Raw genomic sequence first — 23,970 nt, 5'->3', positions numbered from 1 at the left:
GGAGCGTGAGCACACAACGGGTTTTCGCCGCGCGCCTGGCCGGATGCGCCGTCTTCGACCCCGTGGGCGACCGGCTCGGCAAGGTCCGCGATGTCGTCATCGTGTACCGGAGCAGCGCCGCGCCGCGCGTGATCGGACTGGTCGTCGAGATTCCGGGACGCCGACAGGTCTTCCTCTCGATCGGCCGCGTCACCTCCATCCGCTCGGGGCAGGTCATCACCACCGGGCTCATCAACGTGCGCCGCTTCTCGCCGCGGGCCGGAGAGGTGCGCGTGCTCGCCGAGATGCTCGGGCGCCGCGTCACCTTCGCCGACGGCTCAGGGTCCGCCGTGATCGAAGACGTCGCGATCGAACCGAACCGCCTCGGCGAATGGGCCGTGAGCCAGCTCTTCCTGCGTCGCCCCAAGACCAGCGCCTCGCCGTTCGCCAAGGGACCGACCACCTTCGCCGCGTGGAGCGAGGTCTCCGAGCAGCGCGCCCCGGGCGAGTCGCAATCGGCAGAGCAGCTGGTCGCCTCCTACTCCGAACTGCACGCGGCCGATCTCGCGAACACGCTCCTCGATCTCCCGCAGCAGCGGATGATCGAAGTCGCCGAGGAGCTCTCCGACGATCGCCTCGCCGACGCGATGGAGGAGATGCCGGAGGACGAGCAGGTGCACATCCTCGACCGTCTCGGCGATGAGCGCGCCGCCGACATCCTCGACCAGATGGAGCCGGACGACGCGGCCGACCTTCTCGCCCAGCTGCCGCCGAGCCGCCTGGAGCACCTGCTCCAGCTGATGGAGCCGGAGGAAGCCGAAGACGTCAGGATGCTGCTGCGATATGGCCCGGACACCGCCGGTGGCCTGATGACGCCCGAGCCGATCATCCTGTCCGCTGATGCCACGGTGGCCGAGGCGCTCGCGCTCATCCGTCGACACGAGCTCCACCCGGCTCTCGCGGCCGCCGTGTTCGTCACGCTGCCCCCGTTCGAGACCCCCACCGGCCGCCTGCTCGGCATGGTGCACTTCCAGCGCATGCTGCGCTATCCGCCGCACGAGCGGCTCGGCGCCATCGTCGACGACAGCCTCGAGCCCGTTCCGGTCACGGCATCCGCCGCCGAGGTGGCGCGCATGCTGGCGAGCTACGACCTCGTCTCGCTGCCGGTGATCGATGTGGCCCGCCGGCTGGTCGGCGCGATCAGCATCGACGACGTCCTCGACTACCTGCTTCCGGACGACTGGCGCTCGCATGACGACGACGAGAAGCACGAGCCGGTGAAGGAGGTGCGCTGATGGCACGCACACCCGGCCTCGACGCGCCGCTCGGGCGTGGCACGACCCGCGCCCGGCCGACCTCGCGCGACCGTTTCGGCCGCTTCACGGAGTGGGTGGCCCGGGCGATGGGCACGCCCGCGTTCCTGGTCATGCTCTCGATGTTCTGCGTGCTCTGGATCCTGTGGAACACGCTGCTTCCCGATGAGCTGCGTTTCGACGACGCCGCGCTCGGCTTCACGGCCCTCACCCTCATGCTCTCGCTCCAGGCGTCCTACGCCGCGCCGCTCATCCTGCTCGCGCAGAACCGTCAGGACGACCGCGACCGTGTGCAGATCGAGCAGGACCGCCAGCGCGCCGAGCGCAATCTCGCCGACACCGAGTACCTCGCCCGGGAGATCGTGGCGCTGCGCATGTCGCTGGAGGAGCGCAACTCCCAGGCCGTCACCCGCGATGTCCTGCGCCACGAGCTGAAGGCGCTGCTCGCGGAGCTCGATGACTCGCACGACCGGCCCGCGGCCGACGACGCTTCTCGTGACCACCGCTGAGGCCGTCACGGCGGCAGTGTCCGCCGTGACCGATCCGGAGCTGAGGCGACCGATCGGCGACCTCGACATGGTGCGTGACATCACCGTCGACGGGGACACCGCCCTGGTCGGGATCGTGCTGACGATCGTCGGCTGCCCCGCAGCGAATCGGATCGAGACCGACGTGCGCGAAGCCGCGGCATCCGTCCCCGGGATCTCACGGGTCGAGGTGCAGGTCGGCGTGATGACTCCTGCCGAGCGCAAGGCGCTGACCGAGAAGCTCCGCGCCGGGCGCCCCCCGCGCCAGATGCCCTTCGGCCCCGATTCCCTCACGCGCGTGATCCTGGTCTCGAGCGGCAAGGGAGGCGTGGGCAAGTCGACCGTCACCGCGAATCTCGCCGTCGCGCTGGCGGAGCAGGGACTCGCGGTCGGACTCGTCGACGCCGACGTGCACGGCTTCTCGATCCCCGGCCTGTTGGGCATACCGGCGGGCACGCAGCCCACGCGCATCGACGACCTGATGCTGCCGCCGGTCGCCTACGGCGTGAAGACCATCTCGATCGGGATGTTCCTCCGCGACGGAGAGGCCGTGGTCGCGTGGCGCGGACCGATGCTGCACCGGACGGTCTCGCAGTTCCTCACCGACGTGTTCTTCGGCGACCTCGACATCCTGCTGATCGACATGCCCCCGGGCACCGGCGACATCGCGATCTCGATCGGGCAGCTGCTGCCCCATGCCGAGGTGCTGGTGGTGACGACTCCGCAGACGGCCGCCGCCGAGGTCGCGATCCGCAGCGGAATCGTCGCCCGGCAGACCGGACAGCGCGTGATCGGCGTGATCGAGAACATGGCGGCATTCGCGCTGCCCGACGGCACGGTCGTGGATCTGTTCGGCGCGGGGGGCGGCGCGGCGGTCGCCGCGGCCTTGTCCGAGGGCGCCGATGTCGTACCGCTGCTGGCGTCGATCCCGTTGAGCCCCGCCCTCCGCACCGGCGGCGACGCTGGCGAGCCGGTCGTGCTCGGAGACCGGACGGATGCGGCGGCGGCTGCGATCCACGACGTCGCCCGGACGCTCTCCCGCCGGGGCCGAGGCCTCGCCGGCCGATCGCTCCCGATGTCTCTGCGCTGACGACGGCGCTCGAACGGAATCACACGGCCGGTGCGCGGGTGATGTCGCGACTCAGGTCGCTTCGGCGTCGTACGGCGGTTTGTTCGTCGCGCTGAACACCTGGGGCGCACGCGACAGCGGCGGTTCTGCGATCGTGGTCTGCGCCGCCGTGGCCGCGGCGGCCGGAGCCGGGGTCTCCAGCAGAGCCTCGCGGATGATGCGCCGCGGGTCGTACTGCCGGGGATCGAGCTTGCGCCAGTCGACATCGTCGAGCTCGGGGCCCATCTCGTCGCGCATCTTCGACTTGGTGTCGCGAAGATACTCGCCGGCCTTGCGCACGGTCCGCGCGAATCCTTCGGCGACCTTCGGAAGACGATCAGGACCGACGATGAGCACCACGATGAGACCGATGAGCAACAGCTTCTCGAAAGTGAGCCCGAACTGCATCTGTCCAGGCTACCGCCGCGCCTGCGCTCTCCGTGCACACCGACCGAATATCCTGGAAACAATCACAGGTCACCGAGGAGACGCAGGCATGAGCGAACACGACGCGAACGCGCGGTTCATCCGCGAATCCATCGCCGAACCCGACACGATCGCCCGCGCTCGCGCCCACGCCGTCGAACTCGGCGCGTCGCCGATCAGTCCGGTCATCGGTTCTCAGATCGCCGTGCTCGCTGCCGCGACCGGCGCCAAGTCGATCGTCGAGATCGGAACGGGTGCCGGGGTGTCCGGACTCTGGCTGCTCCGCGGAGCCCCGCAGGCGGTTCTGACCTCGATCGACAACGAGCCCGAACATCTGGCCGCGGCGCGCCAGGCGTTCGCCGACGCCCGCATCCCCTCGACGAAGGCGCGCTTCATCACCGGGCGTGCCGCCGATGTGCTCCCGCGGATGAACGAGGCCTCGTACGACATCGTGCTGGTGGACGCCGACGCCGAGAACGTGATCGAGTACGTCTCACACGGACTGCGCCTCGCGCGCGCCGGCGGCATGGTCCTGGTTCCGCGGGTTCTCGCGGGTGGACGGGTGGCCGACCCCGTGCAGCGCGACGACGTCACCGCGGCCTACCGCTCTCTCGTGCAGGAGACGCAGGAGTCCTCGGCCGTCCTCGCCACGGTCTCCCCCGCCGGAGAAGGACTGCTCCAGCTGATCAGTCTCGGCGAACGTCTCTGACGACGACCTCCGGACGACGAGAGAGGGCGATGGATCGGATGGCCCATCGCCCTCTTCGGACCCGCTAAGAGGGATCCGAGTACATCAGGCCGGAGCCACGACGGCGGCAAGCACGTCGTGAAGCTCCTTGGCCTCGGCGTCGTTCACGGAGACGACCAGTCGGCCGCCGCCTTCGAGCGGAACGCGCACGATGATGAGTCGTCCTTCTTTCACGGCCTCCATCGGCCCGTCTCCGGTCCTCGGCTTCATCGCTGCCATCGTGGCACCCTTTCCTCGGTGGTATGGGATGAGTTTATCGGGTGAGACGGGGCACGGATGTCCGCAGCGCATAAAATGCACCCGCTCGCCACTCTCAGGGCACCTGCCAGAACGTGTTCCCCAGCGTGTAGACGTGGTAGATCCAGAGCCACTGGCCCGCGACGCCGATCGCGAGGACTCCGCCCCGCCACCACCGGGATCGCGGCACCGCGAGCGCCCCCCAGAGCGGACTGATCGGAAGCAGGAGGCGGAAGGTGCTCGACTGCGGGAAGAACACCGCGAGCAGGTAGAGGAGATAGCTCGCGCTCCACAGACGCAGATCCGCGCCGAGCGCGGCGACCTGCGGCGAGCGCAGCAACGCCAGTCCTGCCGCGACGACGAGGAGGATCAGGCCCACGGGGCCGGCCCAGGTCGGGAGCCCCCACTGTCCGAACCAGAACTGCGAGGCCTGGATCCAGCCTTCGAACGGGACGAAGCCCTCGACACCGCCCACCACCCAGTGGCGGCGCCAGGCGAGCTCGGTCGCGAGATAGGCACCGGGGTCGCCGGTCACGAGCCCCGCGATCCCCTGCCAGGCGAAGCCCGTCGCGGTGGCGAGCGCGCCGAGGAAGACGATGTGCACGATCTGCACGGGAGGGAGGGGGTCGTCCCGTCGCTGCCTCCAGCGCAGGATGCCGTGCAGGCCGAGGTACAGCGCGAAGGCGAGGATGCCGGGGCGGGTGAAGGCCATCACCGGGATGAGCAGGTAGAGCCAGGCGTAGCGTCGCCGGGCCACCGCATCGAGCGCGAGGAACAGCAGCAGGAGGAAGAGCGTCTCGGCGTATCCCACCTGGAACAGCGCCGCCAACGGTCCGGAGGCGAAGAACGCCACCGCCCACAGTGCCGCAGACGACCCGATCCGGTCGCGGAGCAGGCGGTGCAGCGCGAGGCATGCGAGGTAGCCGGCCACGAGCGAGACCAGGAAAGCCCCGACGCCCCAGGAGCCGAAGAGCAGTCCGACGACCTTGGCCACGTATGCGAACACCGGCATGAACGCCCAGGCGTTCTCGGCGACCTCCCCCGAGGCGGTCAGCGGCAGCTCGCTCGGGTAGCCGCTCTCGGCGACGAGCCAATACCACTGCGCGTCCCACGCCAGCACGAAGTCCCCCAGGCCGGCGCCGACGCCGATCCGCGAGGCCGGGGTCGCCTGCAGGGCCGCGAACACGAAGAACAGGCTGGTGAGCGCCCGAGCGGCCAGGTAGAGGACCGCGATGCGGAATGCGATCGGACTCCGCGCCCAGCGGCGTGAGACGGTCAGCGCGCGGTGAGCCATGCGCGAAGACCCTGCTCCACGGCGTCGATCTGCGCCACGGGCACACGCTCCTCGTCATGATGCGCGAGATGCGGGTCGCCGGGGCCGTAGTTCACGGCGGGGATGCCGAGCGCCGAGAAACGCGCGACGTCGGTCCAGCCGTACTTGGGGCGCGGTTCCGCCCCGACGGCCGCCACGAACTGCTGAGCGATCGGTGCGTCGAGCCCGGGGCGCGCGCCCTCGGCGGCATCCGTGATCTCGATGTCGAAGCCGGCGAGCACCGCGCGCAGATGCGCCTCGGCGTCGGCCGCCGACTTGCTCGGTGCGAACCGGTAGTTCACCTCCACCTCGCAGGCATCGGGGATGACGTTTCCGGCGACACCGCCGGCGATGCGCACGGCGCTCAGGCTCTCCCGGTAGAGCAGCCCCTCGACCATGACCTCCTTGGCGCGGTATTCCGCCAATCGGGTGAGGATCGGGGCCGCGTGGTGGATGGCGTTCTCACCGATCCAGGCCCGTGCGCTGTGGGCTCGCACACCCGCGGTGCGGACGATCGCGCGCAGGGTGCCGTTGCATCCGCCCTCGACCTCGCCGTCGGACGGCTCCCCCAGGATCGCGAAGTCGGCCCGGAAGAGATCGGGGCGGACGGAGGCGAGCAGCCCGAGGCCGTTCTTGGAGCCCTCGACCTCCTCGTTGTCGTACCACATCCACGTGATGTCGACGACGGGGTCGGTGAGCTCGGCCGCGAGCTTGAGCTGCACCGCGGTCCCGGCCTTCATGTCGACGGTGCCACGCCCCCAGAGGAAGGGGAGCCCGTCGATCTCGATGTCGCGCGTGGGCAGGTTGTCGTTGATCGGCACGGTGTCGATGTGACCGGCGATCGCCACGCGGTGCGACCTTCCGAGGTCGGTGCGCGCCACGATCGTGTTGCCGTGACGGATGACCTCGAGGTGTGCCAGCGGCGAGACGGCGGCCTCGATCTCGTCGGCGAGCCGCTTCTCGTCCCCCGAGACGCTCGGGATGTCGCAGATCGCGCGGGTGAGGTCGAGCGAGGAGGCTGTCAGATCGAGCACCATGGCTCCAGCCTAGTTGTGCTGCTCCCTCGGACCCGCGGCCGGAATCCCGCGTCATCCGGTGGGAGGTTCCCGCGCGCAGCGGATACCGTGGAGGCATGACTGAATCGCGCAGCGTCTGGGGTATCGGACTGACCACGATCGCCGGCAACGGCACCGTCCTCGATGCCTGGTATCCCGAGCTCGGCAGTGGCACCCTGCCCACGGGCGACCGGGCCGCCGCCCTCGACGACCTCACCGGTCCTGATGAGCGTCGCGATGTCACGCTGCAGACGGTCGCGCTGCAGATCGATCTCGATGCCGCCCCCGCGTCGACCGCCGACGCCTATCTTCGGCTGCACGCGCTCTCGCACCTGCTGGTGCGCCCGAACGACCTGAACCTCGACGGCATCTTCGGCCACCTGCCCACCGTGGCGTGGACGAACGCGGGTCCCCTGCACCCGGACGACGCGATCCGCCTGCGTCCGCAGCTGCAGCGCGCCGGCATCCAGGTGCAGAGTCTCGACAAGTTCCCGCGCCTCACCGACTACCTGCAGCCGGCCGGTGTGCGCATCGCCGACGCCTCCCGCGTGCGCCTCGGCGCTCACCTCTCCCCCGGCACCACCGTGATGCACGAGGGGTTCGTGAACTTCAACGCGGGCACCCTGGGGAGCTCCATGGTCGAGGGACGCATCTCCCAGGGCGTCGTGGTGGGAGACGGCAGCGACATCGGCGGAGGCTCCTCCATCATGGGAACCCTGTCCGGCGGCGGCGCCCATCGCGTGTCGATCGGATCCCGGACGCTCCTGGGGGCGAACGCCGGCATCGGGATCTCGCTCGGAGACGACTGCGTCGTCGAGGCCGGCCTCTACGTCACCGCAGGGACCAAGATCGTCCTCCCGGACAGCCCCGCCACAGCAGACGGGACGCGGAAGACGGTCAAGGGAGCAGAGCTGTCCGGTCAGGACGGACTGCTGTTCCGACGCAACTCCCTGAGCGGCGCGGTCGAGGCCGTGCGCCGCGCCGGTGTCGGAGTGACCCTCAACGAGGCCCTGCACGCCTGACCCGCCTGCGGCCCGCTCCGCTCCCCCGTGACGGATCCCCCGCGATGCACGGGATAGCGTGGACGGCATGTCTTCTGCATCGTCCCGCGCTCGGACCGCGAAGCCGGAATCGCCGGCCCGGGTGCACCGGCAGACCTGGTCCTACGTCGGCCGCCGCACGATCCAGGAGTTCCTGCGCGACGGCTGCGTCGACATCGCCGGATCGCTGACGTTCTTCGCCGTCCTGTCGGTCTTCCCCGCCGGGCTGGCGATCGTCGCGATGGTCGGCGTGCTCACCGACAGCGAGACGGTCCTCGATCGATTGCTGTCGCTGCTCGATCAGGTCGCCCCCGAAGCCGTGACGCAGACGCTGCGCGATCCCCTGATCGGGGTCGCCGGCGCGTCCACGGCGGGGTGGACCTTCCTCGCCGCGATCGCGGCGGCGGTGTGGTCGGCATCGCTGTATGTCGGCGCCTTCGGGCGCGCGCTCAACCGCATCTACGGCGTGACCGAGGGACGCCCCTACTGGAAGCGCAAGCCGGCGCAGCTCGGCGTCACGATCGGTCTGATCCTGCTCGTGCTGATCGTCGCTGCGGTCGTGGTGCTCTCCGGACCCGTGGCCCGGGCGATCGGCGACGCCTGGGGCATCGGCGACACGGCGCTCGTGGTCTGGGACATCGCGAAGTGGCCCATCCTGGCGGTCGCCGTGGTCGTCATGGTCACCGCTCTCTACAAGGGGACGTCCAACCTCCGTCAACCGCCGCTGAGATGGCTCGCCCTCGGCGCGGTCCTCGCCATCGCGGGATCAGCGCTGTCCTCGACCGGTCTGATCTTCTACGTCGCGAACTTCGCGTCCTACAACCGCACCTTCGGCGCGCTCGCGGGGGTCGTCGTCTTCCTGCTGTGGCTCTTCCTCATCAACCTCGCCCTCCTGTTCGGGGCGGAGTTCAACGCGGAACTCGAACGCGGACGTCAGCTCCAGGGCGGCGAGGAGGCAGAGGTACAGCTTCGGCTCCCCCTCCGCGACACGACGATGAGCCGGAGAACGGAGCGCTCCGCGGCGATCACCGAGGAGCACGGCGTCCTGCTTCGGGAGGGAAAGGAGCTCCCGCCTCGAGACGACACCGTCGTGCGGCGAGCTCTGAACCGGCTCCGGCAGCTGCGAGAGCATGGGGCATCCGGCCGATCGTGACGGCAGGCCTCGAGTCACGCCGCTGTCCGCTCTCATCGGGTCCCGCACGCGCGCTCGGCCGCGCCGCGCGCCGGCTCTCAGGCTGCGCGTGATACTGTCGGCATGACGCTCTTCGCACCGCGAGGCGTCTGCGTCGTCGACACGCTCCCGCGCCACTTGCTGGTTCTGGCCATTTCGAACGGCGAAACGATGCGCGATCCCGCGCCGTCGCCCACCCTTCCCGCACCCGGCCCGACTGGTTCGTGCGTGCATTCTCGGAGATACCTCATGACTTCCTTCCTCGATCTCGGCGTGCCCGCCGACCTCGCCGCCGTCCTCTCGAAGGACGGCAAGACCGAGGCGTTCGCGATTCAGCGCGACACGCTTCCCGATTCCCTCGCGGGCCGTGACCTCCTCGGTCGCGGTCGCACCGGTAGCGGCAAGACCATCGCCTTCGCCCTGCCCCTCGTCTCGCGCCTCGCCGCCTCTTCCCGCACGAGCCGCGCCGGACACCCGCGCGGCCTCGTGCTCGCCCCGACCCGCGAGCTCGCCACGCAGATCGCCGCGACCATCGCTCCCCTGGCCGCCGCCAAGGGCCTGCGCGTCACGACCGTGTTCGGCGGCGTCAGCCAGCGCCCGCAGGAGCAGGCCATGCGCAGCGGCGTCGACATCGTCGTCGCGTGCCCCGGCCGCCTCGAAGACCTCATGAAGCAGAAGGTGGTGCAGCTCGACGCCGTCGAGGTCACCGTGCTCGACGAGGCCGACCACATGGCCGACCTCGGCTTCCTGCCCGGTGTCACCCGCATCCTCACCGCGACGCCGGCCGGCGGTCAGCGCCTGCTGTTCAGCGCGACCCTCGACCGCGGCATCGACACGCTCGCCCGCCGCTTCCTCTCGAACGCCGTCAGCCACGAGGTCGACGAGGAGAGCGTGCCGGTCGGCGAGATGACCCATCGGGTGCTGGTCGTCGATTCCACGGATGACAAGACCGCACTCGTGCGCGAGCTCGCGTCGGGTACCGGCCGTCGCATCCTGTTCACCCGCACGAAGCACCAGGCGAAGAAGCTCGCGAAGCAGCTGACCGCCGCGGGCATCCCCTCGGTGGATCTGCACGGCAACCTGTCGCAGAACGCCCGTGAGCGCAACCTGAGCGCCTTCTCGGCGGATCCCGACGAGGGTGGCGTGCGCGTGCTCGTCGCCACCGACGTCGCCGCCCGCGGCGTGCACGTCGACAACGTCGACCTGGTCGTCCACGTCGACCCGCCCATGGAGCACAAGGCGTACCTGCACCGTTCGGGCCGCACCGCGCGCGCCGGCGCCGCCGGTACCGTCGTCACGGTCGTGCTCCCCGAGCAGCGTCGCGACGTGAAGGACCTGCTGCGCAAGGCGGCCATCACGGCACCGCTGGAGAACGCCACCACCGAGGCGATCAACGGTCTCGTTCCCGAGCGCGCCGCACACGTGCGTCCGGCTCCGATCGTTGCCGCGCAGCCGCAGCGTCAGGCCAAGCAGCGCCCCGCCGGTGGCGAGCGTTCGGGTGCCTCGACTCCCCCGGCGCGTCGGCGTCGCCCCCGCTCCGGCGGCCAGGGTGGCGGCCAGGGCCAGGCCGGCTTCTCGTCGCGTCAGGGCGGCCAGAGCCGTCAGGGCGGTCGCGCGGCCCAGGGTCGCTGACCCGGCACTCGCACCGACACACAGAAACGTGGCGTGTCCCCTCGGGGGCACGCCACGTTCGTGTATCCGGTGCGAGATCTCCGTCGAGAGATGTCCCGTCGATCTCAGCGGGTCGGGAAGCTGCGCTCGGGCGAACCCGTGTAGAGCTGCTGCGGTCGGCCGATCTTGGTCTGCGGGTCGAGCTGAAGCTCACGCCACTGGGCGAGCCAGCCGGGAAGCCGGCCGATCGCGAACAGCACCGTGAACATGCGCGTCGGGAAGCCCATGGCCTTGTAGATGACGCCGGTGTAGAAGTCGACGTTCGGGTAGAGGCGACGCTCGCGGAAGTAGTCGTCCGCGAGGGCGAGCTCCTCGAGCTCCTTGGCGAGGTCGAGCAGCGGATCCGTGACGCCGAGGGAGGCGAGCACCTCGTCGGCGGCATCCTTGACGAGCTTGGCACGCGGGTCGTAGTTCTTGTACACCCGGTGCCCGAAGCCCATGAGCTTCACGCCCTCTTCCTTGTTCTTCACGCGCTCGACGAAACGCGACACGCTCTGACCGGAGTCGCGGATCTGTCCGAGCATCGTGAGCACGGCCTCGTTCGCGCCACCGTGCAGCGGACCGGAGAGGGCCTGGATGCCGGCGGAGACGGAGGCGAACTGGTTCGCTCCCGTGGAGCCCACCAGACGCACGGTCGAGGTGGAGGCGTTCTGCTCGTGATCCTCGTGCAGGATGAGGAGCAGCTCGAGGGCCTTCGACATGACCGGGTTCACCTCGTACGGCTCACTGTGCACGCCGAAGTTGAGCTTCAGGAAGTTGTCGACGAAGCTGAGCGAGTTGTCCGGGTAGAGGAACGCCTGGCCGACGCTCTTCTTGTGCGCGTAGGCCGCGATCACCGGCAGCTTGGCGAGCATGCGGATCATGTTCAGTTCGACATGCTCCGGGTTGTGCGGGTCGGTCTGGCCCTCGTAGTAGGTCGAGAGCGCGGCGACGGCCGACGACAGCACCGACATGGGGTGCGCGGTGTGCGGCAGCGCGGAGAAGAAGCGCTTGAGGTCTTCGTGCAGAAGCGTGTGGCGACGGATCTTCTCATCGAACTCGGTGAGCTCGGAGGCCGACGGCAGCTCGCCGTAGATCAGCAGCCAGGCGACCTCGAGGTAGCTGGTCGTGTTGGCGAGCTGCTCGATCGGGTAGCCGCGATAGCGCAGGATGCCCTTGTCGCCGTCGATGAAGGTGATGTCGGACTTCGTCGACGCCGTGTTCACGAAGCCGTAGTCGAGTCCGGTGTACCCGGTCTGCCGGGTCAGCGTCGAGAAGTCGATGCTGTTCTGTCCGGCTGTGCCGTGCACGAGCGGGAACTCGGCCGTCTTCTCACCGATGGTCAGCTTCGCCGTAGCCTGCTGGTCTGCCGCTGCACTCACGCGGGCCTCCTGGTCGTGTCTGACCGCCCGCGTCTCGCGTCGGTGTCAGCAATTCTCGTCTCAAGCCTGAACTGGCGATGAATCGGCACGCATGCCGCCTGGTCGGATCATGACCGGATCGCTTTTACAGCCTAGTAGGGACGCAGGCCTACTGTGACATCCGCCAACCTGACGACGTCGACGGTGAGGATTCCTACAGTCATGCCTCGCGCAGACGACGGGCGGCCTCCGCGATGCGCTCGGTGGGAGCGGTCAGGGAGAGACGGATGTGCTCGGCGGAATCCGCACCGTAGAACGGGCCGGGACCCGCGAGGACGCCGAGATCGGCGAGCCGCGAGAGCGACTCCCAGGCGTCGCGGCCCTCCGTGGCCCACAGGTACAGGCCGGCCTCCGAGCCGTCGATGCGGAACCCGGCGGCCTCGACCGCGGGGCGCAGCAGATCACGGCGCTCCCGGTAGAGCTGCTTCTGCACGGCGACATGCTCGTCGTCCGCGAGGGCGATCGCCATGGCGTGCTGGATCGGTGCGGGAGGCATCAGGCCCAGGTGCTTGCGAGCCGTGAGCAGATCCCCGACGATCCGGGCGCAACCGGCCACGAACGCCGCTCGGTAGCCGGCGAGGTTCGACTGCTTGCTCAACGAGTACACGCTCAACAGGTTCGATCGGCGTCCGCCCGTGACGCGCGGGTCGAGGATGGAGGGCACGCGCTCGCGGGCCCAGGGGCCGTCCCACCCGAGTTCGGCGTAGCACTCGTCGCTCGCGAGCACAGCGCCGAGCTCGCGCGCACGACGCACCGCGGCCGAGAGCTCGTCCACGGTCCACGTGCGTCCGTCGGGGTTGCCCGGCGTGTTGATCCAGATGAGCTTGGTGCCCTCCGGCCAGCTCGCCGGGTCGTCTGCGGGCAGCGGCGTCGCGCCCGCCGTGCGGGCGCCGACCTCATAGGTCGGGTATGCCACGCGGGGGTGCACCACGATGTCCCCCTCGCCGAGCCCGAGGAGCGTGGGCAGCAACGCCACGAGCTCCTTCGAGCCGATGGTGGGGAGGACGTTGTCGACGGTCAGGTCGGGGACCCCGCGACGCCGTGCGTACCACTCGACGATCGCCTCGCGCACGGCCGGGGTGCCGACCGTCTGGGGATAGGCGTGCGCATCCGTCGCCTCGGCGAGAGCCCGACGGATGATCTCCGGCGTGGGGTCGACGGGCGAACCGATCGAGAGATCGACCAGCCCGGACGGATGCTTCGCCGCACGCTCGCGGTACGGGACGACCGCATCCCACGGGTAGTCGGCGAGGTCGCGGACGCTCACGCTCGGGCCTACTCGCCCTGGGGCGGGAGGGCGGAGATCACGGGGTGGTCGAACGCGTAGACGCCGACCTTGGCGGCGCCGCCGGGCGATCCGATCTCGGAGAAGAACTCCACGTTCGCCGTGTAGTAGTCCTGCCACTCCTCGGGCAGGTCGTCCTCGTAGTAGATCGCCTCGACCGGGCATACGGGCTCGCAGGCGCCGCAGTCCACGCACTCGTCGGGATGGATGTACAACGAACGTTCGCCCTCGTAGATGCAGTCCACGGGGCATTCGTCGATGCAGGCACGATCCTTCACATCGACACACGGCAGGGCGATCACATACGTCACCCCACCAGTCTACGGCTCGCGGGGGTCGCTCTCCTGCGCGGAGCCGGAGCGCGCCGGGACGACGGGCACCGCCGAGGGATCCTGCGGAACGGCCGTGATCAGCGGCACGTCCGCCTCCGCAGCCGGCACGGTCGCCGTCGGGGCGGCGACCGGGAGCCGGGAGAAGGAGGGCCAGGCGACGACGATGAGGACGATCCCGGCGACGACATAGGTCCAGATCCGCCCGGTCAGGGAATCGGGGACCACGACGGAGCCGCCGGGCCCGACCCCGGAGATGACGAGCAGCATCCCGATCATGCCGAGGCCACCGGCCAGTGCTGCGCCGCGATCATGGGTCAGCGTGCGGACCGCGACGAGGATCGCCGCACAGGCGACCGCACCGACGATCAGACCGACCGGGACGGGTCCCCACATCAGGCTGTGGGCGATCGTGCCGGCGATGCCGTACACGCCGCCGACGAGGGCCGCAGAGACCCACGACAACACTCTCGACACCCAGCTGACGCGCACGTTCCGAGTCTACCGATGACGTCGGCGGTCGAAACGCGAAGACGGACGCGGAGCGGGGTCGCCTCAGCCCGCCACGCCGGCGAGGCGGAGCAGCGCGGCGACCGCCGCCGCAGCCACCACCACGACGAGGAACGACTGGCGCAGCCACAGCAGCCCGGCGGCGACCAGGAGCGCCGGCACACGGGCATCGACGACGATCGCCTGCCCGGCCCCGAACGTCTGCACCGCCACGAGGGCGGCGAGCAGCGCGACGGTCAGCAGATCCGAGATCCGTGCGGGTCGCGGCGCCTCGAGCACCTTCGGCGGAACCAGATACCCCACGGCCTTCAGCGCGACGCAGATCAGCGCCGCCAGCAGGATCGCAGTCCAGATGCTCATGACATCCTCCCCTCGCTGTTCGGAAGCGCCGGGACGGGTCGTCCGAGCCAGTTGAACCAGCCCACCAGGATCGCCACGACGGCGGCCAGGAGAACCGGGAGACCCGGCAGGAGGAACGGGGTCAGGGACGCGGCCACCACGGCGGCGGCGGCACCGACGGCGATGGCCTGGCGCTGCTTCAGACGCGGCCACAGCAGGGCCAGGAAGGCGGCGGCCGCAGCGGCATCCAGCCCCCACGCCCGAGGATCGCCGAGCACGTCACCGACCAGGGCACCCACCAGCGTGGTGATGTTCCAGCCGATGTAGATCCCGACGCCCGTGATCCAGAAGCCCACCCGGCGCAGCCGCGGATCGGTCTGCGCGATCGCGACCGCCGTGGACTCGTCGATCGTGAAGTGCGCGGCCGACGCCCTCCGGAGCACTCCCCCGCCGACCACCGGCGCCATGCGCAGGCCATAGGCGATGTTGCGCACCCCCAACAGCACGGCGGAGGCGATCGCCGACGGCAGCGCCGCGACACCGCCGGCGGCGAAGACCCCGACGAAGGCGAACTGCGATCCGCCGGTGAACATCACCAGGCTGAGCACGCACGTCTGCCACACGTCGAGGCCGGATGCCACGGCCAACGCGCCGAAGGAGACGCCGTAGGCACTGGTCGCGAGCACCACTCCGAGCGACTCGCGCCAGACCTCACGCTCGGGAGTCATCATCGGCCCGAGGCATCGTTCGATCTGCTGAACACATGCAGATCATTCTGAACATACCCTGCGGCATAGTCAAGCGAACGATCGTTTGACATGATGAACACATGGAGGATCTCCGCACACGAATCGCCCGCACGCTGCGCCGAGAGCGCGAGGCAGCGGCACTCTCGGTGTCGGAACTCGCGCGTCGAGCCGGCATCTCCAAAGCCACGGTCTCCCAGCTGGAGGGCGGAGCCGGCAACCCCAGCGTCGAGACGCTCTGGGCGCTGGGAGTGGCACTCGGGGTGCCGTTCGCGGTCCTGGTCGACCAGCAGACGAACGCGCCGACGCTGATCCGGGCTGCCGACCTCGCCGGCGTCCCCTCGTCCGCCGCGGACTACAGCGCGAGCCTGCTCTCCGCGAGCCCGCCGGGCGCGCGCCGGGATCTCTACCTGATCCGGGCCGAACCCGGCGACCCCCGCCTCTCCGACCCCCACCACCCGGGCACGGTCGAGCACGTGATCCTGATCTCAGGATCGGCCCGCATCGGACCGAGCGAGGCGCCGGTCGTCCTGCACCCCGGGGACTACCTCTCCTACCCGGGAGACGCGCCGCACATCTTCGACGCCACGGCCCCGGGCACGAGCGCCGTCCTCATCTCCGAGCTGCGCTGACCGGCCGCCCGGAGGACGACGAAGGCCCACCCCGCACGGGGTGAGCCTTCGTGACGATCGCGCCGGGGCGCCGTCCGCGGGTCAGTACCAGTTCACCGCCTGGGAGTGCGACCACGCGCTGCACGGCGAGCCGTACGCCCGGGAGATGTAGTCCAGCCCCCACGAGATCTGCGTCGTGGCGTTGGTCTGCCAATCGCTTCCGGCCGAGGCCATCTTGCTGCCCGGGAGCGCCTGCGGGATGCCGGTGGCACCGCCGTCGTCGTTGTACGCCTGGTAGTTCCAGCCGGACTCCTTGTTCCACAGCGAGGTGAGGCAGGAGAACTGGTCCGCGCCCCAGCCGTAGCGGCTGGAGGCCATGTCGCGCGCGGTCGCCTGCGCGCCCTCGACGGTGTTGCCTGCGGCCAGTGCAGCCGCGGCGGCGGCCTCCTGCTCCGCGGCGGCGCGTTCGGCATCCTCGGCCGCCTTCTGCGCCTGTGCGGCCGCGAACGACTCCTGGAGCTCAGCCGTGCGCGACTCGACCTCCCGGGTGTCGGCGACCGTGTCGTCGACCAGGTCGCTCAGCAGCAGGGCGGGGATGACCGCGCGATCACCGAGGTCGTCGATGTTCTCGCTCAACGGGGCGGTGTCGATCGTGGTCGGCACGTCGCCGAGGTCGAGTCCGGAGGCGGCGACCTCGGCCGTGAGAGCGTCGGCTGCCGCTGCCGCCTCCTGCGCGTCCGCCTGAGAGGCCTTCGCCGAATCGGTGATCTCCCGCAACGAGAGAGCCTGCGGGGCGCTGGAGGAGATCGCGAGCTCGGAGGGACCTCCGCTGACACGCTCCGCTCCGGCCGCCGGCGTCGAGACGACGCCGACCGTGAGCGTGATGCCGAGCAGTGCCCCGGTGAGAGTGGTGAGGAGAACCATCGGGCGACGAGAGCGGACGGCGGAATGGGCGTCGACCACCGCGGCGGCGCGCCGAGAAGCACGGGTGTTGTGAAGGTGAAGCAACTCTTCGACTTTCGGGTCGTCGATACGTCCGGGACCTGCGGGCAGGGCGACTCATCGGGAATCGACTCGCCGGACGCAAGTTCCCCATCCTGCACGACGAAGCTGAACGAAAACCATCCCCCACCTGGGCATTTCATGAGAAGAGGGCCCCATCACCGCTGAGATCAGCAGGATGAGGCCCTCGTCATGAACGCGTCGTTCAGGCGTTGGCGTCCTGGCGCTTGAGACGCGAGGTCTCGCGGGCACGGGTGTTCTGGTCGAGGTTCACCTTGCGGATGCGCACCACCTCGGGAGTCACCTCGACGCACTCGTCGTCACGCGCGAACTCGAGGCTCTCCTCCAGCGTCAGCTGACGCGGCGGGGTCATCGATTCGAAGGTGTCGGAGCTCGCCGCACGCATGTTGGTGAGCTTCTTCTCCTTGGTGATGTTGACGTCCATGTCGTCGGCGCGCGAGTTCTCGCCGATGACCATGCCCTCGTAGACCTCCTGCGTGGGCTGGACGAAGAACGACATGCGCTCCTGGAGAGCGATCATCGCGAACGGCGTGACGACACCCTGACGGTCGGCGACGATCGAGCCGTTCTGACGCGTCGTGATCTGCCCCGCCCAGGGCTCGTAGCCGTGCGAGATCGCGTTCGCGATGCCGGTGCCGCGCGTCGTGGTGAGGAACTCGCTGCGGAAGCCGATCAGGCCACGCGACGGGACGATGAACTCCATGCGCACCCAGCCGGTGCCGTGGTTGGTCATGTTGTCCATGCGACCCTTGCGGTTCGCGAGCAGCTGCGTGATGGCACCGAGGTGCTCTTCCGGCGTGTCGATCGTGAGGTGCTCGAAGGGCTCGTACGTCTTGCCGTCGACCTTCTTCGTGACCACCTGCGGCTTGCCGACCGTGAGCTCGAAGCCCTCGCGACGCATGTTCTCGACGAGGATGGCGAGAGCGAGCTCTCCACGACCCTGCACCTCCCACGCGTCGGGGCGGCCGATGTCGACGACCTTGAGCGACACGTTGCCGATGAGCTCCTTGTCGAGACGGTCCTTGACCATGCGCGCGGTCAGCTTGTGACCCTTGACCTTGCCCATGAGGGGCGAGGTGTTGGTGCCGATGGTCATCGAGATGGCGGGGTCGTCGACCGTGATCGCGGGCAGCGGTCGCACGTCCTCCGGGTCGGCGATCGTCTCGCCGATGGTGATGTTCTCGAAGCCGGCGATGGCGACGATGTCACCGGGGCCGGCGGAGTCGGCGGGGTAGCGCTCGAGCGCGCGGGTCTTCAGCAGCTCGGTGATGCGCGCGTTCTGGTGGCTGCCGTCGGCACGCACCCAGGCCACGGTCTGACCCTTCTTGAGCGTGCCGTTGAAGACGCGCAGCAGGGCGAGGCGGCCGAGGAACGGGCTCGAGTCGAGGTTCGTGACCCAGGCCTGCAGCGGGTGCTCGTCGTCGTACGCCGGAGCGGGCACGTGCTCGAGGATGGCCTCGAACAGCGGCTCGAGGTCGGCGTTGTCGGGCAGCGAGCCGTCGGCGGGACGGTTGCGCGACGCGGCGCCGGCACGACCGGAGGCGTAGACGACGGGAACGTCGAGGAGTGCGTCGACGTCGAGGTCGGGCACGTCGTCGACGAGGTCGGAGGCGAGTCCGAGGAGCAGGTCGTGCGCCTCTTCCTCGACCTCGGCGATGCGGGCATCCGGGCGGTCGGTCTTGTTGACCAGCAGGATGACGGGAAGCTTCGCCTCGAGTGCCTTGCGCAGCACGAAGCGGGTCTGGGGCAGCGGGCCCTCGCTCGCGTCGACGAGCAGCACGACGCCGTCGACCATGGACAGGCCGCGCTCGACCTCGCCGCCGAAGTCGGCGTGGCCGGGGGTGTCGATCACGTTGATCGTCACCTCGCCGTCCTTCGCGTGGACACCCTTGTAGGTGATCGCGGTGTTCTTGGCGAGGATCGTGATCCCCTTCTCGCGCTCCAGGTCGTTCGAGTCCATCGCGCGCTCGTCGACGTGGGCGTGTTCACCGAAGGAGCCCGTCTGACGCAGCATGGCGTCGACGAGAGTGGTCTTGCCGTGGTCGACGTGCGCGACGATAGCGACGTTGCGGAGGTCAGAGCGGAGGGCGTGCGCCATGCATGAGTCCTAAGAAGATGGTGGGATGTGTCAGGAAACCGACGTTCCAGGATAACGCACGCGCAGGTCGCGTTCCTGAACGGAGGCCGTAGCATCGAGATCGTGACCCTTTCGCCCCCGTTTCCCGAGCGAGCGCAGCGCCGTCCGGGGCGCGCCCGGCTGTGGTGGGAGATCGCCATCGTGCTGGCCCTCGGCCTCGGCCAGTCGGCCGTTTACGCCGTCGTGCAGCTGGCCTACCGGCTGACCGATGAGACGCCGCTCGCGGAGCAGACGGCGACTCTGAACCCCTCCCGCAGCGACCGCGAGGTCTTCGACCTGATCTATCAGGTGCTCTCGATCGGGTTCTCGCTGGTCCCGGTGCTGCTGGTCTGCTTCCTCCTCTGGCAGAACGCGCGCCCGCACCTGGGCCGTCTGGGCATCGACGGCACGCGCGTCGGATCGGACGTCGGGCGCGGGGTGCTGCTCGTGCTCGCGATCGGCATCCCCGGGCTCGCCCTCTATATCGTGGGGCGCGCGACGGGTCTGTTCGTCGCCGTGAACCCGGCGGGTCTCGACGCCTACTGGTGGACCGTCCCGGTCCTGCTGCTCGCTGCGGCGCGCGCGTCGCTGCAGGAGGAGTTCATCGTGCTGGGCTACCTGTTCGCCCGGTTGAAGGAGCTCGGGTGGAGTCCCTGGACGATCATCGTCACCACGTCGCTGCTGCGGGCGAGCTACCACCTGTACCAGGGGCCGGGAGCCTTCATCGGGAACTTCGCCATGGGGATGCTGTTCGGCTGGCTCTTCCAGCGATCCGGGCGCCTGATGCCGTTCCTGGTCGCGCACTTCCTGATCGACGCCACGGTGTTCGTGGGGTATCCGTGGGCGGCCGCCACCTGGCCCTCCCTGTTCGGGCTGCCGGGCTGACCGCAGACGATCAGCCGGCGGCGGCGATGAGAACGGCCGCGACGGCCCAGGCCGCGATCACGCCCAGCGCGAGAAGCGCGGGGCCGTCCCAGGTGCGGCGGATCGGCGCGTCCGCACCGCTCGCCGCCTGCCACCGATCGCGGATGTCGCTCAGATCACGCACACCCGCCGGAGCTTTCACGGCCTCTTCGGTGTCGCGCATGCTGCTGCGCCGCGGCCGTGACCGCGCCGGACCTCCGTAGCATCCGACCGTCGACTGGTCGTCGAGCGCGAACTCGAGCTGCCAGCGGAAGTCGATGTCGCGCACGCGCGACCATCCGAAGCTCGTGCGTCGTAGCATGTTCTGCACCAGGACACCCTGGTCGTCGACCCGCAGGTGCGAGACGAAGCTCACCTGGTACACGACCCAGAGGCCGAGCAGCACCCACGGTGCCACCAGGAGCATCTGCCCCCAGCTGCCTCGCAGGGCCGTGTCCCCGAGCAGGAACAGCGCGAGTGCCGCGGACAGCGCCATCACCACGGGCCCGGAGGACGCGCGATAGGTGCGCGCGTCCTCCGAGCGATCGGGCGCGGTCACTGTCCGTGACCGCCCAGGGTGATGGATGCCCCGGGGATCGCCTTGAGAAGACGATCGGTGTACTCCTGCTGCGGGTTGGCGAAGATCTCGTCGACGGTCCCCTGCTCGACGATCTTGCCCTTCTCCATGACGCAGACGAGATCGCTCGACACACGGACGACGGCGAGGTCGTGCGTGATGAACAGGTACGTCAGGTCGAGTTCGGACTGGAGCTCCGCGAGCAGCTGCAGCACCTGATCCTGCACGAGCACGTCGAGCGCCGAGACAGCCTCGTCGAGCACGATGATGTCGGGCTTGAGCGCCAGTGCGCGCGCGATCGCGACGCGCTGGCGCTGTCCGCCGGACAGCTCGTTCGGGTATCGGGTGGCGAGCACGCGCGGCAGCGAGACCTGGTCGAGAAGCTCCTCGACGCGCTCCCGCTGCGACGCCCGGTCGCCGACGCCGTGGATCTGCAGCGGCTCGGCGATCGTGTTGCCGATGTTGCGCAACGGATCGAGCGACCCGTACGGGTCCTGGAAGACCGGCTGCATGCGCCGGCGCAGACCGAACGCCTGCGCGTTCGACAGCTTCGACACATCCTGGCCGTCGATCTCGATGGTGCCGCTGGTGGGCTCCTCGAGCTTCAGCACCATCTTCGCCACGGTGGACTTGCCGGAGCCGGATTCGCCCACGAGCGCGAGGGTCTTGCCGCGCGGGATCGCGAACGACACGTCGTCGACCGCACGGAAGGCCTCGCTGCGGAAGCCGCCCTGGCGGATCCGGTAGTCCTTCGTGAGACCGGCCACGCGCACCGTCGGCGGGATCGCGGAGAGGTCTTCGCGCGACTCGATGCCCCGGTCCTCCACCACCGCCTGGATGCGCTGCGACGCCACGCTGGGTGCGGCGGCGACGAGGCGCTTGGTGTACGGGTGCTGCGGGTTCTCGAGGATCTCGCGGCTCGGCCCCGCCTCGACGATGTTGCCGCCGTTCATCACGATGATCTTGTTCGCGCGCTCGGCGGCGAGACCCAGATCGTGTGTGATCAGCAGCATCGAGGTGCCCTTGTCGCGCGTGAGCGACGCCATGTGATCGAGGATCACGCGCTGCACCGTCACATCGAGAGCCGAGGTCGGCTCGTCGGCGATGAGCAGCTTCGGGTCGGCCGCGAGGCCCATCCCGATCAGCGCGCGCTGCCGCATGCCTCCCGAGAACTGGTGCGGGAACTGGTGCACGCGCTTCTCGGCGTCGGACAGACCCGCCTGCTGCAGCACCTCGATCGTGCGCGCCTTGGCGTCGCCACGATTCTGGGCGATGCCGTTCGCACGGATCGCTTCCTTGACCTGGAAGCCGATGCTCCAGACCGGGTTGAGGTTGGACATCGGGTCCTGCGGCACGAAGCCGATGTCCCGACCGCGGACGCTCTCGATCTCGCGACGGGTGAGCGTGGTGAGCTCCCGACCCTCGAGGGTGATGGAGCCCGCCGTGACCTGTCCGGTTCCGGGAAGCAGGTTCACGATGGCCGTGGCCGTCGTGGACTTGCCGGAACCGGATTCGCCGACGATCGCGACGGTCTCGCCGGGCATGATGTCGAAGCTGACTCCGTGGAGCACTTCGCGCAGCCCTTCCTGGGTGCGGAAGGCGACGGTGAGGTCGCGGACGCTCAGCAGGGGGACCTGTTCGGTGACGCGCTCGCTCATCGGCGTGCCCTCGCCTTCGGGTCGAGGGCGTCTCGGATGAGCTCGCCCAGAGTGACGAACGCCAGCACCGCGAGGGTGAGGGCGATCGACGGATAGATGAGTGCCATCGGAGCCACGCGCAGCGAGGCCTGGGCCTTGCCGATGTCCAGGCCCCACGACATCACGTCGCTGCCGAGGCCGACCCCGAGGAACGACAGGGTCGCTTCGGCGACGATCGCGGCCGCGAGTCCGAGGGTCGACACGACCAGCAGCGGAGCGATCGCGTTCGGCACGACGTGGTTCAGCAGGATCTTGAACTTCGACTGTCCGAGCGCTTGCGACGCCATCACGAAGTCGGCCTGGCGGACCCGCAGGACCTCGGCGCGCACGACACGAGCCGTCGACGCCCAGGCGAACCCGCCGATCGCGAACGCCAGGGTCCATACCGAACGGGAATCCCGGAACACCGTCATCACGACGACCGCCGCGAGGATGTACGGGATCGCGAAGAAGATGTCACCGACACGCGAGAGCAGGCCGTCGAGCCAGCCGCCGTAGAAGCCCGCGAGGGCGCCCATGATCAGGCCGAGGAGCGATGCGATCAGCGTGGCGATGAGACCGACCGCCAGCGACGTCTGCGCGCCCCAGACGATGCGGGCGTAGATGTCGCAGCCCTGGAACGTGAACCCGAGCGGGTGCCCCGCTGTCGGACCGCCGTTGCTGTTCGACAGGTTGCAGTCGTCGTTGGGCGGTGTGGCCGTGAACAGGGTGGGCCAGACCGCCATGACGAGGAAGAACACCGCGAGGGCGACCGAGAACCAGAACAGCGGACGACGACGCAGGTCGAACCAGGCGTCTCGCCACAGGTTGCTGGGCTTGTCGGCGATGCGCACGGCGTCGACCGCGATCGACTCGGTCTCGACCGAGGCGACGTAATGCTTCGGAGTGATGGGGTCAGGCATAGCGGATCCTCGGGTCGAGCAGACCGTAGAGCAGGTCGATGAGCAGGTTCACCAGCACGTAGAGGATGACGAACACGGTCACGAAGGAGACGACCGTCGGTCCCTCGCCGCGCTGGATCGCCTGGAACAGCGTGTTGCCGACACCGGGCACGTTGAAGATGCCCTCGGTGACGGTGGCGCCCACGAGCAGCACGCCGAAGTTCGTGGCGGAGTTGGTGATGACGGGGATCAGCGAGTTGCGCAGCACGTGCACCGGGATCACGCGGTTCCGCGAGAGCCCCTTGCTGTACGCCGTGCGCACCCAGTCCTGGTTGAGGGTCTCGATGACGGAGCTGCGCATCAGACGCATGCTCACGGCATACAGGCTGAATCCGAGCACGATGGCCGGGAGCCACAGACCGCCCCAGTCGTTGTCCGCACCGACGGTCGGCTTGAACCAGCCGAGCTGGATGGCGAGGAAGTACTGGGCGAGGAACGCGACCACGAAGATCGGGATAGCGATCGCGATGAGCGCCACGACCAGCGAGACGTTGTCGAACAGCTTGCCCTTGCGCAGCGCGGAGATCGTGCCGATGATGATCGCCAGCACGAACTCGATCGCGATCGCCATGATGGCGAGGCGGCCGGTGACGGGAAGCGTCGCGGCGAGCACCGTCGAGACGGGGCGACCGGAGTAGGTCACGCCGAGGTCGCCCTGGAAGACGCCGGTGATGTAGTACCAGTACTGCACGATGAACGGGTCGTTCAGGTGATACTGCTCGCGCAGCTGCTCGAGCACCGCCGGGTTGGGGGTCTTGTCGCCGAACAGGGCGAGGATCGGATCGCCGGGCATGGCGAACACGAGGAAATAGATGAGCAGGGTGGCTCCGAAGAAGACCGGGATCACCTGCAGAAGACGTCTCAGAATGTAACCGAGCATCCGCTTGTCCCTTCTCGAGGGGTAAG

25 protein-coding genes are annotated in these 23,970 nt (G+C 69.2%); 9 read left to right on the top strand and 16 right to left on the bottom strand.

The annotated features are described in order from the left end of the window. Positions 1-5: 5 nt before the first annotated feature. The 3 genes from ACWA14_RS05160 to ACWA14_RS05150 are packed head-to-tail and all read left to right on the top strand — an operon-like array spanning position 6 to position 2,909. Positions 6-1,274, top strand: coding sequence for a magnesium transporter MgtE N-terminal domain-containing protein (locus ACWA14_RS05160; RefSeq protein ID WP_463796420.1), 1,269 nt, complete (start codon positions 6-8; stop codon positions 1,272-1,274). Further along, complete coding sequence (locus tag ACWA14_RS05155) at positions 1,274-1,801, top strand: DUF1003 domain-containing protein (RefSeq protein ID WP_463796418.1); 528 nt, start codon at positions 1,274-1,276, stop codon at positions 1,799-1,801. Before ACWA14_RS05160 ends, ACWA14_RS05155 begins: the two co-directional genes overlap by 1 nt. Then, positions 1,749-2,909, top strand: a complete 1,161-nt coding sequence (locus tag ACWA14_RS05150; RefSeq protein WP_463796415.1) for an Mrp/NBP35 family ATP-binding protein — start codon at positions 1,749-1,751, stop codon at positions 2,907-2,909. Before ACWA14_RS05155 ends, ACWA14_RS05150 begins: the two co-directional genes overlap by 53 nt. Positions 2,910-2,960: 51 nt before the next feature. Here the strand turns inward: ACWA14_RS05150 and ACWA14_RS05145 are convergent, their stop codons facing one another. Then, on the bottom strand, positions 2,961-3,335 hold the full coding sequence (locus tag ACWA14_RS05145; RefSeq protein WP_463796413.1) for a twin-arginine translocase TatA/TatE family subunit: 375 nt from the start codon (positions 3,333-3,335) through the stop codon (positions 2,961-2,963). A gap of 88 nt (positions 3,336-3,423) precedes the next feature. Between ACWA14_RS05145 and ACWA14_RS05140 the strand changes: the two genes are divergently transcribed. Then, positions 3,424-4,062 (top strand): O-methyltransferase, encoded by a 639-nt coding sequence (locus ACWA14_RS05140; protein WP_463796411.1) that lies wholly within the window; start codon positions 3,424-3,426, stop codon positions 4,060-4,062. An 84-nt stretch (positions 4,063-4,146) separates the two neighbouring features. On the opposite strand, the gene ACWA14_RS05135 is transcribed toward ACWA14_RS05140, so the two are convergent. From ACWA14_RS05135 to dapE, 3 genes are all read right to left on the bottom strand, one after another. Then, positions 4,147-4,320 (bottom strand): DUF3117 domain-containing protein, encoded by a 174-nt coding sequence (locus ACWA14_RS05135; protein WP_017203323.1) that lies wholly within the window; start codon positions 4,318-4,320, stop codon positions 4,147-4,149. 94 nt (positions 4,321-4,414) lie between these two features. Then, entirely contained in the window at positions 4,415-5,632 is a 1,218-nt protein-coding gene (locus ACWA14_RS05130; protein WP_463796409.1) for a hypothetical protein, read from the bottom strand. After that, complete coding sequence (dapE, locus tag ACWA14_RS05125) at positions 5,614-6,687, bottom strand: succinyl-diaminopimelate desuccinylase (RefSeq protein ID WP_463796408.1); 1,074 nt, start codon at positions 6,685-6,687, stop codon at positions 5,614-5,616. The genes ACWA14_RS05130 and dapE overlap by 19 nt, the downstream gene beginning before the upstream one ends. 95 nt (positions 6,688-6,782) lie before the next feature. On the opposite strand from dapE, the gene dapD reads away from it, so the two are divergent. The 3 genes from dapD (at position 6,783) to ACWA14_RS05110 (ending at position 10,548) form a co-directional block, all read left to right on the top strand. Beyond that, the gene (dapD, locus tag ACWA14_RS05120) at positions 6,783-7,727 is read left to right on the top strand and encodes a 2,3,4,5-tetrahydropyridine-2,6-dicarboxylate N-succinyltransferase (protein ID WP_463796406.1); all 945 of its coding nucleotides are present in this window, start codon (positions 6,783-6,785) and stop codon (positions 7,725-7,727) included. 67 nt (positions 7,728-7,794) lie between these two features. Further along, entirely contained in the window at positions 7,795-8,898 is a 1,104-nt protein-coding gene (locus ACWA14_RS05115) for a YihY/virulence factor BrkB family protein (RefSeq protein ID WP_463796404.1), read from the top strand. Between the two features lie 267 nt (positions 8,899-9,165). Continuing rightward, entirely contained in the window at positions 9,166-10,548 is a 1,383-nt protein-coding gene (locus tag ACWA14_RS05110) for a DEAD/DEAH box helicase (protein ID WP_463796403.1), read from the top strand. A 104-nt stretch (positions 10,549-10,652) separates the two neighbouring features. Here the strand turns inward: ACWA14_RS05110 and ACWA14_RS05105 are convergent, their stop codons facing one another. The 6 genes from ACWA14_RS05105 to ACWA14_RS05080 form a co-directional block, all read right to left on the bottom strand. Continuing rightward, positions 10,653-11,948: a citrate synthase gene (locus ACWA14_RS05105; RefSeq protein ID WP_463796402.1), complete on the bottom strand. Its 1,296-nt coding sequence runs from the start codon at positions 11,946-11,948 to the stop codon at positions 10,653-10,655. Between the two features lie 199 nt (positions 11,949-12,147). Continuing rightward, positions 12,148-13,254 (bottom strand): succinyldiaminopimelate transaminase, encoded by a 1,107-nt coding sequence (dapC, locus tag ACWA14_RS05100; protein WP_463796401.1) that lies wholly within the window; start codon positions 13,252-13,254, stop codon positions 12,148-12,150. 8 nt (positions 13,255-13,262) lie between these two features. After that, entirely contained in the window at positions 13,263-13,583 is a 321-nt protein-coding gene (fdxA, locus tag ACWA14_RS05095; protein WP_463796400.1) for a ferredoxin, read from the bottom strand. A 9-nt stretch (positions 13,584-13,592) separates the two neighbouring features. Further along, a complete protein-coding gene (locus ACWA14_RS05090; protein ID WP_463796399.1) occupies positions 13,593-14,093 on the bottom strand; it encodes a histidinol dehydrogenase in 501 nt (166 codons plus the stop codon). Positions 14,094-14,156: 63 nt separating this feature from the next. Continuing rightward, a complete protein-coding gene (locus ACWA14_RS05085) occupies positions 14,157-14,471 on the bottom strand; it encodes an AzlD domain-containing protein (RefSeq protein WP_463796398.1) in 315 nt (104 codons plus the stop codon). Next, the gene (locus tag ACWA14_RS05080; protein ID WP_463797369.1) at positions 14,468-15,178 is read right to left on the bottom strand and encodes an AzlC family ABC transporter permease; all 711 of its coding nucleotides are present in this window, start codon (positions 15,176-15,178) and stop codon (positions 14,468-14,470) included. The genes ACWA14_RS05085 and ACWA14_RS05080 overlap by 4 nt, the downstream gene beginning before the upstream one ends. A 101-nt stretch (positions 15,179-15,279) precedes the next feature. On the opposite strand from ACWA14_RS05080, the gene ACWA14_RS05075 reads away from it, so the two are divergent. Then, positions 15,280-15,828 (top strand): helix-turn-helix domain-containing protein, encoded by a 549-nt coding sequence (locus tag ACWA14_RS05075; RefSeq protein ID WP_463796397.1) that lies wholly within the window; start codon positions 15,280-15,282, stop codon positions 15,826-15,828. 81 nt (positions 15,829-15,909) lie between these two features. Here the strand turns inward: ACWA14_RS05075 and ACWA14_RS05070 are convergent, their stop codons facing one another. Beyond that, positions 15,910-16,731, bottom strand: a complete 822-nt coding sequence (locus ACWA14_RS05070) for an aggregation-promoting factor C-terminal-like domain-containing protein (RefSeq protein WP_463796396.1) — start codon at positions 16,729-16,731, stop codon at positions 15,910-15,912. Between the two features lie 283 nt (positions 16,732-17,014). Then, positions 17,015-18,928 (bottom strand): translational GTPase TypA, encoded by a 1,914-nt coding sequence (typA, locus tag ACWA14_RS05065; protein ID WP_463796395.1) that lies wholly within the window; start codon positions 18,926-18,928, stop codon positions 17,015-17,017. Positions 18,929-19,030: 102 nt separating this feature from the next. Here typA and ACWA14_RS05060 point away from each other — a divergent pair, with 102 nt between their 5' ends. Further along, the gene (locus tag ACWA14_RS05060; protein WP_463796394.1) at positions 19,031-19,831 is read left to right on the top strand and encodes a CPBP family intramembrane glutamic endopeptidase; all 801 of its coding nucleotides are present in this window, start codon (positions 19,031-19,033) and stop codon (positions 19,829-19,831) included. A gap of 10 nt (positions 19,832-19,841) precedes the next feature. On the opposite strand, the gene ACWA14_RS05055 is transcribed toward ACWA14_RS05060, so the two are convergent. From ACWA14_RS05055 to ACWA14_RS05040, 4 genes are read right to left on the bottom strand one after another with little or no spacing between them, the layout of a single operon-like run. Continuing rightward, positions 19,842-20,408, bottom strand: coding sequence for a PH domain-containing protein (locus ACWA14_RS05055; protein ID WP_463796393.1), 567 nt, complete (start codon positions 20,406-20,408; stop codon positions 19,842-19,844). Further along, entirely contained in the window at positions 20,405-22,084 is a 1,680-nt protein-coding gene (locus ACWA14_RS05050; RefSeq protein ID WP_463796392.1) for a dipeptide ABC transporter ATP-binding protein, read from the bottom strand. Before ACWA14_RS05050 ends, ACWA14_RS05055 begins: the two co-directional genes overlap by 4 nt. Continuing rightward, the gene (locus ACWA14_RS05045; protein WP_463796391.1) at positions 22,081-23,025 is read right to left on the bottom strand and encodes an ABC transporter permease; all 945 of its coding nucleotides are present in this window, start codon (positions 23,023-23,025) and stop codon (positions 22,081-22,083) included. The genes ACWA14_RS05050 and ACWA14_RS05045 overlap by 4 nt, the downstream gene beginning before the upstream one ends. Continuing rightward, a complete protein-coding gene (locus ACWA14_RS05040; protein WP_463796390.1) occupies positions 23,018-23,944 on the bottom strand; it encodes an ABC transporter permease in 927 nt (308 codons plus the stop codon). Before ACWA14_RS05040 ends, ACWA14_RS05045 begins: the two co-directional genes overlap by 8 nt. Between the last annotated feature and the right edge of the window lie 26 nt (positions 23,945-23,970).

Source organism: Microbacterium sp. TW_SC_2, assembly GCF_055361165.1.
This window is presented reverse-complemented; position numbering and strand designations above follow the sequence as displayed.

What these genes read in the sequence shown, in the direction of transcription:
- typA (WP_463796395.1), bottom strand. Translation starts at nt 18,928, where the DNA reads ATGGCGCACGCCCTCCGCTCTGACCTCCGCAACGTCGCTATCGTCGCG.
- ACWA14_RS05140 (WP_463796411.1), top strand. Translation starts at nt 3,424, where the DNA reads ATGAGCGAACACGACGCGAACGCGCGGTTCATCCGCGAATCCATCGCC.
- ACWA14_RS05080 (WP_463797369.1), bottom strand. Translation starts at nt 15,178, where the DNA reads ATGACTCCCGAGCGTGAGGTCTGGCGCGAGTCGCTCGGAGTGGTGCTC.
- ACWA14_RS05115 (WP_463796404.1), top strand. Translation starts at nt 7,795, where the DNA reads ATGTCTTCTGCATCGTCCCGCGCTCGGACCGCGAAGCCGGAATCGCCG.
- dapD (WP_463796406.1), top strand. Translation starts at nt 6,783, where the DNA reads ATGACTGAATCGCGCAGCGTCTGGGGTATCGGACTGACCACGATCGCC.
- ACWA14_RS05045 (WP_463796391.1), bottom strand. Translation starts at nt 23,025, where the DNA reads ATGCCTGACCCCATCACTCCGAAGCATTACGTCGCCTCGGTCGAGACC.
- ACWA14_RS05135 (WP_017203323.1), bottom strand. Translation starts at nt 4,320, where the DNA reads ATGGCAGCGATGAAGCCGAGGACCGGAGACGGGCCGATGGAGGCCGTG.
- ACWA14_RS05075 (WP_463796397.1), top strand. Translation starts at nt 15,280, where the DNA reads ATGGAGGATCTCCGCACACGAATCGCCCGCACGCTGCGCCGAGAGCGC.
- ACWA14_RS05110 (WP_463796403.1), top strand. Translation starts at nt 9,166, where the DNA reads ATGACTTCCTTCCTCGATCTCGGCGTGCCCGCCGACCTCGCCGCCGTC.
- ACWA14_RS05145 (WP_463796413.1), bottom strand. Translation starts at nt 3,335, where the DNA reads ATGCAGTTCGGGCTCACTTTCGAGAAGCTGTTGCTCATCGGTCTCATC.
- ACWA14_RS05070 (WP_463796396.1), bottom strand. Translation starts at nt 16,731, where the DNA reads ATGGTTCTCCTCACCACTCTCACCGGGGCACTGCTCGGCATCACGCTC.
- ACWA14_RS05130 (WP_463796409.1), bottom strand. Translation starts at nt 5,632, where the DNA reads ATGGCTCACCGCGCGCTGACCGTCTCACGCCGCTGGGCGCGGAGTCCG.
- dapE (WP_463796408.1), bottom strand. Translation starts at nt 6,687, where the DNA reads ATGGTGCTCGATCTGACAGCCTCCTCGCTCGACCTCACCCGCGCGATC.
- ACWA14_RS05040 (WP_463796390.1), bottom strand. Translation starts at nt 23,944, where the DNA reads ATGCTCGGTTACATTCTGAGACGTCTTCTGCAGGTGATCCCGGTCTTC.
- ACWA14_RS05085 (WP_463796398.1), bottom strand. Translation starts at nt 14,471, where the DNA reads ATGAGCATCTGGACTGCGATCCTGCTGGCGGCGCTGATCTGCGTCGCG.
- ACWA14_RS05050 (WP_463796392.1), bottom strand. Translation starts at nt 22,084, where the DNA reads ATGAGCGAGCGCGTCACCGAACAGGTCCCCCTGCTGAGCGTCCGCGAC.
- ACWA14_RS05150 (WP_463796415.1), top strand. Translation starts at nt 1,749, where the DNA reads ATGACTCGCACGACCGGCCCGCGGCCGACGACGCTTCTCGTGACCACC.
- ACWA14_RS05155 (WP_463796418.1), top strand. Translation starts at nt 1,274, where the DNA reads ATGGCACGCACACCCGGCCTCGACGCGCCGCTCGGGCGTGGCACGACC.